10 protein-coding genes and 1 pseudogene are annotated in these 10,774 nt (G+C 69.8%); 4 read left to right on the plus strand and 7 right to left on the minus strand.

Features of this window, described 5'->3' with window-relative positions:
- The 7 genes from pheT to infC form a co-directional block, all read right to left on the minus strand.
- The coding region (gene pheT, locus ACFWN1_RS27890) for a phenylalanine--tRNA ligase subunit beta (RefSeq protein ID WP_384367630.1) at positions 1-1,683 on the minus strand (1,683 nt) is incomplete at its 3' end.
- The gene (gene pheS / locus ACFWN1_RS27895) at positions 1,683-2,804 is read right to left on the minus strand and encodes a phenylalanine--tRNA ligase subunit alpha (protein WP_384367633.1); all 1,122 of its coding nucleotides are present in this window, start codon (positions 2,802-2,804) and stop codon (positions 1,683-1,685) included. The genes pheS and pheT, both read right to left, overlap by 1 nt.
- Before the next feature lie 125 nt (positions 2,805-2,929).
- Positions 2,930-4,045, minus strand: coding sequence for an ATP-binding protein (locus ACFWN1_RS27900; protein WP_384367636.1), 1,116 nt, complete (start codon positions 4,043-4,045; stop codon positions 2,930-2,932).
- 50 nt (positions 4,046-4,095) lie between these two features.
- Positions 4,096-4,968, minus strand: a complete 873-nt coding sequence (locus tag ACFWN1_RS27905) for a TrmH family RNA methyltransferase (RefSeq protein WP_384367639.1) — start codon at positions 4,966-4,968, stop codon at positions 4,096-4,098.
- 124 nt (positions 4,969-5,092) lie between these two features.
- A complete protein-coding gene (gene rplT / locus ACFWN1_RS27910; protein ID WP_100825257.1) occupies positions 5,093-5,476 on the minus strand; it encodes a 50S ribosomal protein L20 in 384 nt (127 codons plus the stop codon).
- A gap of 109 nt (positions 5,477-5,585) precedes the next feature.
- The gene (rpmI, locus tag ACFWN1_RS27915; protein ID WP_006374321.1) at positions 5,586-5,780 is read right to left on the minus strand and encodes a 50S ribosomal protein L35; all 195 of its coding nucleotides are present in this window, start codon (positions 5,778-5,780) and stop codon (positions 5,586-5,588) included.
- Between the two features lie 111 nt (positions 5,781-5,891).
- Positions 5,892-6,590, minus strand: a complete 699-nt coding sequence (gene infC, locus ACFWN1_RS27920) for a translation initiation factor IF-3 (RefSeq protein WP_384367643.1) — start codon at positions 6,588-6,590, stop codon at positions 5,892-5,894.
- A 362-nt stretch (positions 6,591-6,952) separates the two neighbouring features.
- Here infC and ACFWN1_RS27925 point away from each other — a divergent pair, with 362 nt between their 5' ends.
- From ACFWN1_RS27925 to ACFWN1_RS27940, 4 genes and pseudogenes are all read left to right on the plus strand, one after another.
- Positions 6,953-7,309, plus strand: coding sequence for a DUF1844 domain-containing protein (locus ACFWN1_RS27925; protein WP_384367646.1), 357 nt, complete (start codon positions 6,953-6,955; stop codon positions 7,307-7,309).
- A gap of 134 nt (positions 7,310-7,443) precedes the next feature.
- Positions 7,444-8,588 (plus strand): annotated as a pseudogene (locus ACFWN1_RS27930) (IS3 family transposase); the annotation flags it as partial.
- Between the two features lie 488 nt (positions 8,589-9,076).
- On the plus strand, positions 9,077-9,610 hold the full coding sequence (locus ACFWN1_RS27935; protein WP_384367649.1) for a hypothetical protein: 534 nt from the start codon (positions 9,077-9,079) through the stop codon (positions 9,608-9,610).
- A gap of 106 nt (positions 9,611-9,716) precedes the next feature.
- Entirely contained in the window at positions 9,717-10,691 is a 975-nt protein-coding gene (locus ACFWN1_RS27940; protein ID WP_384367652.1) for a hypothetical protein, read from the plus strand.
- Positions 10,692-10,774 lie beyond the last annotated feature (83 nt).

Genomic DNA, 10,774 nt, shown 5'->3' on the forward strand with positions numbered 1-10,774 from the left:
GTCGAAGACCTGCTCGGCGACGAACGGGTAGTTCGGCGCCTCGACGTAGCCGGCGCCGGCCAGGGCCCGGCCGGTCCGGCGGTGCAGCCGCTGACGGTGGGTCAGACCGCGTCCGGAGGTGGGCCTTGGCAGCGTGGAGGGCAGGTTCTCGTAGCCCTCCAGCCGGATGACCTCCTCGGCGAGGTCGTTGGCCTCGGTGAGGTCGGGCCGCCAGGACGGGACGGTGACGATCAGCTCGTCCTTCCCGCCCGTCGCCCGACCACCACCCCCCGACGACGCGTTCCACGCGGCGGAATTTCCATAAACGTCGCAGCCGATCTCCTGGAGGCGGCGGACGACGATCTCGCGGCCGTAGGTGACGCCCGCGACCTTGTCCGGGTGGTCGGCCGGGACGGCGATCGTGCGCGGCGCGGACGGCGCGATGATCTCCGTGACGCCGGCCTCGGCGGTGCCGCCCGCGAGCAGCACCAGCAGGTCCACGGTGCGCTGCGCGGCAGCGGCGGCGGCTTCGGGGTCGACGCCCCGCTCGAAGCGGCGGGACGCCTCCGAGGACAGCTTGTGCCGGCGGGCCGTCCGCGCGACGGAGACGGCGTTGAAGTGGGCCGCCTCCACCACGACGTCGGAGGTGGAGCGCTCGGTGTCGTCGTGGTCGGCGATCTCCGTGTTCGCGCCGCCCATGACACCGGCCAGGCCGATCGGGCCGCGCTCGTCGGTGATGACGAGATCCTCGGCGTGCAGCGTGCGCTCGACCCCGTCAAGGGTGCGCAGCCTCTCGCCCTCCTCGGCGCGGCGGACCCCGATGGCGCCCTGGACCGAGGTGCGGTCGTAGGCGTGCAGGGGCTGGCCCAGCTCCATCATCACGTAGTTGGTGACGTCCACGGCCAGCGAGACCGGGCGCATGCCGACCTTCTGCAGCCGGCGGCTCAGCCAGATCGGGGACCGCGCCTCGGGGCTCAGCCCGGTGACGGTGCGGGCGGTGAAACGGTCGCAGCCCATCGGGTCGGCGACCTTCACCGGGTAGCCGTACGCGTTCGGCGCGGGGACGTCGATGAGGGCCGGGTCGCGCAGCGGCAGGCCGTAGGCGATGGCGGTCTCCCGGGCGACACCGCGGATGGACAGGCAGTCGCCGCGGTTGGCGGTGACGGCGATGTCCAGGACCTCGTCGACCAGCTCCAGCAGCTCGATGGCGTCCTTGCCGGTCTCGGTCTCCGGCGGCAGCACGATGATGCCGTGCGTGCCGTCGTCGCCCATGCCCAGCTCGTCGGCGGAGCAGATCATGCCGTGCGAGGTCTTGCCGTACGTCTTGCGGGCGGCGATGGCGAAGCCGCCCGGCAGGGTGGCGCCGGGCAGGACCACGACGACCTTGTCGCCGACGGAGAAGTTGCGGGCACCGCAGACGATCTCCTGCGGCTCACCGGTGCCTCCCCCGGAGCCGGGAGCCCGGGAGGTGCCCCCAGCGGTGCCGACGTCGACCGTGCAGAAGCGGACCGGCTTCTTGAAGCCCTCCAGCTCCTCGATGGTCAGCACCTGACCGACGACGAGCGGGCCCTCGATGCCGGCGCCGAGCTGCTCGACGGTCTCGACCTCCAGGCCCGCCGAGATGAGCTTGGCCTGGACGTCACGGCCGGTTTCGGTCGCCGGCAGGTCGACGTACTCCCGCAGCCAGGAAAGCGGGACCCGCATCAGATCTCCATCCCGAACGGCCGGGTGAACCGGACGTCACCCTCGACCATGTCTCGCATGTCTTCCACGTTGTGGCGGAACATCAGCATCCGCTCGATGCCGAACCCGAAGGCGAACCCGCTGTACTTCTCCGGGTCGACGCCGCAGGCGGTCAGCACCTTGGGGTTGACCATGCCGCAGCCGCCCAGCTCGATCCAGCCCTCGCTGGAGCAGGTGCGGCAGGGGCGGTCGGGGTTGCCGACGGACTCGCCCTTGCAGACGTAGCAGAGCATGTCCATCTCGGCGGACGGCTCGGTGAACGGGAAGAAGTTGGGCCGCAGCCGGGTCTTCATGCCGGGACCGAACAGCGACTGGACCATGTGGTCCAGGGTGCCCTTGAGGTCGGCCATGGTCAGGCCCTCGTCCACGGCGAGCAGCTCGACCTGGTGGAAGACGGGGGTGTGCGTGGCGTCCAACTCGTCGGTGCGGTACACGCGGCCGGGGCAGATCACGTAGACCGGCGCCTCGCGGTTCAGCAGGGAGCGGATCTGCACGGGCGAGGTGTGGGTGCGCAGCACGACGCCGGAGTCGGTGCCGCCGTTCTCACCGCGCACGAAGAAGGTGTCGGCCTCGCCGCGCGCCGGGTGGTCCGGGCCGATGTTGAGCGCGTCGAAGTTGAACCACTCGGCCTCCGCCTCGGGGCCCTCGGCGACCTCGTAGCCCATGGCCACGAAGACGTCCTCGATGCGCTCGGACAGCGTGGTCAGCGGGTGGCGGGCACCGGCAGGGACGCGGTCGTAGGGCAGGGTGACGTCGACGTCCTCCTCGACCAGCACGCGCGCGTCACGCTCGGCCTCCAGCTCGGCCTGGCGGCCGGCCAGCGCCTTGTTGACCGCGCCGCGGGCCGTGCCGACACGCTTGCCGGCGTCGGCCTTGGCGTGCGGGGGCAGGGCGCCGATCTCGCGGTTGGCGAGGGACAGCGGGGAGGCCGGGCCGGTGTGGGCGACCTTGGCCTCGTGGAGCGCGTCGAGCGAGTCCGCGGCACCGAGGGCGGCGAGCGCCTCGTCCCGCATACGCTCGATCACTTCCGGTTTCAACGCCTCGACCTCGACAGGGTCGTACGACTTATTCGGTGCCGACATCTCTTCCCGTGCTTCCGATTGGCTGACTGGCGGTCCCCGTCACCGACTCGGGCCGTATGCGGGACACGAAGGTGCCAAATGCCGAGTCTAACGGGGTGGCGATGGACGAACGGCCCGCGGGAGCCTCAGGCCAGATAGGCCGGGGCGCTTACGGGCAACGTAAATCGGAACCGCGCGCCGCCGCCGGGGGCGCGGCCGACCGTGATGGTGCCGCCGTGGGCCTCGACGATGCCCTTGACGATGTAGAGCCCGAGGCCGGTGCCGCCGCGCTTGCTGCCCCGCCAGAAGCGGGTGAAGACGCGGTTCATGGACTCCTCCGGGATGCCGGGCCCCTCGTCGCTCACCGTGACCGACGTGCCTGTCTCCTCGCCCTCGCGCGGTGACGGGGCGGGCGTGACGTCGATCGTGACAGTTCCGGCGCCGTGGCGCACCGCGTTTTCCAGCAGGTTGCTGAGCACCTGGTCGACCTTGTCGGGGTCGGCCCACAGCGCGGGCAGCGGGTGCTCGACGCGGAGCAGGAAGCGGTCGGCGGGCTGGCCGGCGGCGACATGGGCCTGGATGTGACGGCCGACGGCGGCCGCTGTGTCGACGGGCTGGCGGCGCACCTCCAGGCGGCCGCTGTCGATGCGGGAGATGTCGAGGAGTTCGGCGATCAGCCGGGTGACCCGGTCGGCGTCGGCGTCGACGGTCTCCAGCATCAGCCGCTTCTGCTCGTCGGTGAACCGCTCCCACTTGGCCAGCAGGGTGGCGGTGAAGCCCTTGACGGAGGTGAGCGGGGAGCGCAGCTCGTGGGCGACGGTGGCGATGAGCTCCGCGTGGCTGCGCTCGGTGCGGCGGCGGGCCTCGGTGTCCCGGAGGGTGACGACGAGCCGGTGCAGCGGGCCGAGGGGTTCGTCACGCACATAGCGGGCGGCGACCAGGACCTCCCGGCCACCGGGCAGCAGCAGGTTCCGCTCGGGCTGCCGGACCCGGATGGCGAGACCGCCGTAGGGGTCGGTGAGCTGCCACCAGCGGCGGCCTTCGAGATCCTCCAGCGGGAGCGCCTTCTCCAGCGGCCGGCCGAGCGCCTCGGCGGGGCTGACGGCGGTGATCCGGGCGGCGGCGGCGTTGAACCGTACGACCCGCCCGTGCTTGTCGGCGACGACGAGGCCGTCGGGCAGCTGGTCGGGGTCGATCGCGTCGGCGGGGAGCGCGCGCGTGTCGCGTCCGTACGGCGCGGTGCTGGTGCCGGCCACAGTCATCCCCGTACCCCACCTCTCAGCCCGCGCAGGGCCCCGAGTGGGTCACCCTACTAGCTCCGGGGGGCGGAACGGCAGCCTCCGGGAGCGCGCTGGGCGCGGGCCGACGCGTAGAGACATACGGCCGCGGCGGTCGCGAGGTTCAGGCTCTCGGCCTTGCCGTGGATGGGGACGCCGACCACGGCGTCGGCGAGGGCGCGGGTCTCCGCCGGCAGCCCCCACGCCTCGTTGCCGAACACCCAGGCGGTGGGGTCACCCATGGCGCCCTTGTCCAGCTCCTCGTCGAGGTCGCGGTCCCCGGCGCCGTCGGCGGCCAGGATGCGCACCCCGGCGTCCTTCAGACCCTGGACCGCCTGCTCGACGGGCACGCCCGTGGCGACGGGAAGGTGGAACAGCGAGCCCACGGAGGCACGTACGGCCTTGGGGTTGTACAGGTCGACGGAGGCGTCGGTGAGGATCACCGCGTCGGCGCCGGCGGCGTCGGCGCAGCGCAGCACGGTGCCCGCGTTGCCGGGGTCGCGGACGTGGGCGAGCACGGCGACCAGCCGGGGGCGGGCGGCGAGGATCTCCTCGAAGGGGGTGTCCAGGAACCGGCAGACCCCGACGACACCCTGCGGGGTGACGGTGGTGGAGATGTCGGCGATGACGTCCTCGTCGGCGAGGTGCACCCGGGCGCCCGCGGCACGGGCCTGGGCGATGATGTCGGCGTACCGCTCCGCGGCCTCGACGGTGGCGAACAGCTCCGCCAGCGTCGGCTCTCCCCCGGCCCGGTGCCCGGCGGCCTCCCGCACGGCCTGTGGCCCCTCCGCGAGGAACAGCCGCTCCTTACCCCGGAAGTTCCGCCTCCCGAGCCGCCGCGCGGCACTGACCCGGGCGGACCGGGGAGAGATCGGCTCAGGGATCGACTCAGGGTTGCCGGAGCCCATGTTCCTTATCACCTTCGACGCAGATCCCAACGCTCAGCGGGGGTTTTCGGGGGCAGCACAGCAGGACCCGCAAGCCGGACAGCATGCGGGTCCTGAAGTCGACCGGCTCAGGGCCGGCGCGGCGTCACGCGGCCTTGGGCGCGTTCACGTCCGCCGGCAGCGCCTTCTGGGCGGCCTCGACGAGCGCGGCGAACGCACCGGCGTCGTTGACGGCCAGCTCGGCCAGGATCTTGCGGTCGACCTCGATGTTCGCGGCCTTCAGACCCTGGATGAAGCGGTTGTAGGTGATGCCGTTGGCGCGGGCAGCGGCGTTGATGCGCTGGATCCACAGCTGACGGAAGTCGCCCTTGCGCTTCTTGCGGTCGTTGTAGTTGTAGACCAGGGAGTGGGTGACCTGCTCCTTGGCCTTGCGGTACAGGCGCGAACGCTGACCACGGTAGCCGGAGGCCTGCTCGAGGATCGCCCGGCGCTTCTTGTGGGCGTTGACTGCCCGCTTGACGCGTGCCACTTGTTTGACTCCTTGTAGCGGGGCCGTGGAGTGGACTCAGACTCACACGACCCGGAAACGAATGGGTCCCGGTGAAGACGTACGGCGCTCGGTGCGAGCGCCGCTCACGTCACTTGCCGAGAAGCTTCTTGATCTTCGCGGCGTCGCCCGGGGCCATCTCGGCGGTGCCGGTGAGGCGGCGCGTCACGCGCGAGGACTTGTGCTCGAGCAGGTGGCGCTTGCCGGCGCGCTCGCGGAGCACCTTGCCGGAGCCGGTGATCTTGAAGCGCTTGCTGGCACCGCTGTGCGACTTGTTCTTCGGCATAGCGCCGTTATCTCCTCGTCGATGGCGCTCCGGTGCCCGGTCGTGAAACCGGGCACGGTGGAGCGTCGCTCTTTGATCGGTTGGTTCCGTCGGGACTCGCGTCCCTCGGGATCACGCCTCGGCGGGAGCCTCGGCAGGGGCCTCGGCGGGCACCTCGGTGTCCACGTCCTCGGCGCCGTCGGCCTCCGCGGCGTTCTGCGAGCGGCCGGGGTTGGCCTTCGCGTCGGCCTTGCGGGCCTCCTGCGCCTGGCGGGCCTCGGCCATCGCCTCGGTCTTCTTCTTGTGCGGACCGAGAACCATGATCATGTTTCGGCCGTCCTGCTTCGGGTTCGATTCGACGAAACCGAGGTCCTGGACGTCCTCCGCGAGGCGCTGGAGCAGTCGGTAGCCCAGCTCGGGGCGGGACTGCTCACGGCCACGGAACATGATCGTGATCTTGACCTTGTCGCCCTGCTTGAGGAACCGGACGACGTGACCCTTCTTGGTGTCGTAGTCGTGCGGGTCGATCTTCGGCCGGAGCTTCATCTCCTTGATGACCGTGTGCGCCTGGTTCTTGCGCGCCTCACGGGCCTTCATGGCCGACTCGTACTTGAACTTCCCGTAGTCCATGAGCTTGCACACGGGCGGACGGGCGTTCGCCGCGACCTCGACCAGGTCCAGGTCGTACTCCTGTGCGAGCTCCAGTGCCTTGGCCAGGGGGACGATGCCCACCTGCTCGCCACTGGGACCGACAAGTCGCACCTCGGGAACGCGAATCCGGTCGTTGATGCGGGGCTCGGCGCTGATGGATCCTCCTCGGTAGCACCACACGGCGGTCTGGCGGACAGCCGCGTAACGTCTTTATCAGTAAGACCTAACCGCGCCGAAGCACAAAAAATGCCCCGGCCGATCACAGGCGGGGCTCCTCGAACTACCGGAACACCGCCGCGATGATCGCGGGGCGCGCTGTCGGACGGAGTCCGCCGCATCGGCGACGGTGACCGTCTGACCGGTGACCCGCCGCCCGTGAGGGTGGTCGGGTGGGAGTTCGAAGCCTCCACTTGTGGGCCGGAGTGCTCGCCGCGGGGCGTGCTCGTCCGGCCGGTCGTCACACAAGGTTAGCAGCTCCGGGGAGGAAGGACCAACCGGGACCGCCGGGCGCCCGGCGGGGACCGGCGCCTATCGTGTGGGGTATGAGTGAGACCTCCCCTGAGACCCCCGACTTCGACGCCATGACCCGCGACATCGCCGAGGTCCCCGCCGTCGAGGTGATCGTGACGGTCGCCGTCAATCTGATGAGCGCCGCCGCCGTGAAGCTCGGGCTGAGCGAGGAGGGCGAGAAGTACAAGGACCTGGACGAGGCCCGCAAGCTGATCACCGCGCTCGCCGGTCTGATGGACGCGAGCACGACCGAGATCAGCTCCTTCCACGCGGCCCCGCTGCGCGACGGCCTGAAGTCGCTCCAGCTGGCCTTCCGCGAGGCGTCCCTCGTCCCGGACGAGCCGGGCCACGGCCCCGGCGAAAAGTACACGGGAGCGGTCTACGGCTAGTGCGACCTGCCGCTCGGCCAGTTTCTGCTGGATGGGCGCGGTGGCCTCGACGTCGGGAACCGTCGCCAGGGTGGTGTGCACATCAGTGATCAGCCGCAACACGCTATTACCGGCTTCGGCTTCGGTGGGAGTAGTCGCGGCCCGGGGCGACGATTCGGCAGGTCGCTGCCGATCTGGGGATCAATCCCGAGACCCCGCGGAACTGGGTCAGGGCAGCCGGAGCGAGCCGACCGCGAGGACGCCGCACGGAGGCACCGGCCGAGCCGCCCACCCCGTTGGAGGCGGAGAACGCGGCCCTGCGCAAGAAGGTCCGCGAGCTGGAAGAAGAGCGGGAGATCCTGCGGAAGGCGGCCAAGTATTTCGCCGGGGAGACGCGCTGGTGAACCGCTTCCAGTTCGTCGCCGACCACCAGCACCGTTACGGCGTGAAGCGGCTGTGCACCATCCTCGGCATCGCCCGCTCCAGCTACTACCACTGGCGCGCGACCGCCGCGGACCGGGCTGCCCGGCGGGCGTCCGACGCTCGTCTTGCTGCTCGGATACGGGTTGTGCACCGCGGGTCGGACGGCACCTACGGCGTCCCCAGGATCACCGCCGAGCTTCGCGAGGAGGGCGAGCGGGTCAACCACAAGCGGATCGCACGCGTGATGCGGAGCACCCATCTCGCGGCAGTCCGGCTGCGTCGCCGGCACCGCACCACCATCGCGGACCCGGCCGCTGCGAAGGCCCCGGTCCTGATCGGCCGCGACTTCACCGCCACGACGGTGAACACGAAGTACGTCGGCGACATCACCTATCTACCGCTGACCGGCGGCAAGTTCCGCTATCTGGCCACGGTCATCGATCTCGCCTCCCGGCGCCTGGCCGGCCGGGCGATCGCCGATCACATGCGCGCCGACCTTGTCATCGACGCCCTGCACGCGGCCGAACGGACCCGCGGCACCCTCGCCGGCGCCGCCTTCCACAGCGACCACGGGGCCCCATACTGCAGCCGGGCCTTTGCCGATGCCTGCCACGCGGCCGGCGTCACCCACTCCATGAGCGCGGTCGGCTCCAGCGCGGACAACGCACTCGCCGAGTCGTTCAACGCGACCTGCAAACGCGAGACCCTCCAAGGCCGCCGAGCCTGGGACACCGCACACGAGGCCCACCTCGACCTCTTCCGCCGGCTGCACCGCTACAACACCATCCGACGCCACTCCAGCCTCGGACATCGCAGCCCCATCGCCTACGAACGAGCATCCCGAACAACATCAACTACGCTGACACCAGCCGCATGACCCGTGTCCAGAATCCCGGGTCAAGGCCCCCTCACGCGCCAAGGATTCCTCACCAACCCGGACGAGACCGCTACCAGAAACGGACTTAACGCCCGCTGAGGCGTAGTTGACTCCGGCCGGCAGGGTGCCTGCCTCGGGGTCCGTCAGGTGGAACCTGTGGACGTCGCCCCGTTCGGAGCGGTGGTCGTCGTGTGGGTCGTGACAGGCCTGTGCTGGTGTCAGCACCTTTCGCTTTTCTTTCACATGGCCATTACGAGTCACACGTTGATCACATCCGGCCAATCGTTGCCTGATCAAGTGCTGGCCCGTGATCGAACCGTTTAGATCACTTCATCCGCCCCATGGTCATCGGAACCACCGAGGAACAACGCAGGAGGCGGACCAGGAAAAAGGAGGGCATACTCGTGGGGATCAAACGGAGGACGATCTTCGTCATAGGTGCTGCGTGCGCTGCTCTGGTCGCGGGTACCACCGCTGTCCAGGCAGCCTTGACCGACAACATGTACCCGACCGGCAATTACAGCCCCCCTTGCCGTGACGGCGAGATGGGCGACACGTTCTGCCAGACCGATAACAAGGGGCTGACGGTCTACCGGGAGGGCAGCCTGACTTCGGGCGAGAAGAACACCATCGCCCGAGCCGTGAAGGACTACTACGGTCCGACCGACCTGGTGGTGAAAATCGAGTCCTCGGGCGTATACCGGGGCGACTCCGAGACAGACGTCATCTACAAGGCGAAGACCCTGGCGCGAGGGAAGATCGGCATCACCTGGTGCGACGACGCCGTCACGTCCCGCAAGTGCGACCAGCACTACGTCGCCTTCAACAAGGACCATACCGGCATCGGCTCCGTCAACAAGTCGGACGCCTGCCATGAGACCGGTCACGCCGTCGGCCTGACGCACGGGCCCAACGCCAGTCCCGCTCTGGGTCTGTACGACGACCGCCTTGGCTGCATGTCCTACAACGACGTCTACCGGCTCGGAGCGAACAACAAAGAGAACATCAACTCGACCTACTAGACCCGACCAGGAACGCAGGGGGAATTCCGTGGCAATCTCCACCAGAGGGAAAAGCACTGCAGCTGCGCTCGGCGCAGCCATGGCCGCATCCTTGGTAGGTGCGGTCATGCTCGGCCCGTTCGGCGGTGCCTCGCACGCAGAAGCCGCCAGCAGCGGACGTAACGACGTGATCATCGCCGAGTCGAAGGACGGCATCCCGTCCGCCACCGCGACCGACTGGGTGTCGTACGGGGACCAGGCGGCCGTCGTTCACGTGACGGCCGAGCACGAGGGCGCTGCGGACAGCGAGGAGGTCGCGGCCGGCGAGGGGTACCTGTCCCGGACCGTAGATCTGCAGGTGAAGGAACGGGTGTGGTCGCGTTCCGGCGCCACCGCCCTGCCCGCCGCCCTGACGATCGTCGCCGACGGCTGGTCGTTCAAGGGAGACGCCAAGACCCGTGTGGGCTCGGCCGAGGCCTCTCGGCTGGAGGTCGGGCACGACTACCTGGTCGCGCTCGCGCACTACGCCGACGGCGAGTGGGCGACCATCGGCACCGGCGCCATCCTGCCGTACGACGGCGGCGAGGTGGGACAGGGCGAGTACGAGGGTTCGACAGTGACCGCAGCCGCCTACCGCGCCAAGATGCAGGCGAAGCTGGTCTCGGGCGCGGAAGAGCCGCTCGCCTACCGGGCCGGCACCAGCGCCGCTTCCAGCGTCAAGACGTTCCTGACGGGCGCGACGCCGGACGCCACTGCCGCCGCGAACTACAACCTCGACGCGGCGGCCCGGGCCAAGTGGGTCGCCAAGGCCGCGGCGGCGGCAGCGGCGGCCGCAGACACCTTCTGCGGGGTGGCGGCCCCGCTCGCCACCGACGCCGGGAGCACGTACACCCGAGGGGAACTGGCCGACCTCGTCACAGACCTCGCAGGCCTCACGGACAACTTCGGGGACAAGGCGCGGCTGACTTCCTTCGCGGTGCAGTTGAATGCGAGCGCGGACCCGGCGACCTGGGGATGGCGCGGGACCAGCGTGCTCAGCATCGAACGTGCCTGCTCCATTGACGTCGATCTCCTGCCCAACGATGTCGAAGAAGCGGAGTGAGCGCACGCGGTGAGAACACGCTGATTGCCGCGAAGTGAGCACGACGAAACGGCTTCGGTGGGTCCGAATGCTCGGACCCACCG

This window comes from Streptomyces sp. NPDC058459, assembly GCF_042721685.1.
Lineage (GTDB): Bacteria > Actinomycetota > Actinomycetes > Streptomycetales > Streptomycetaceae > Streptomyces.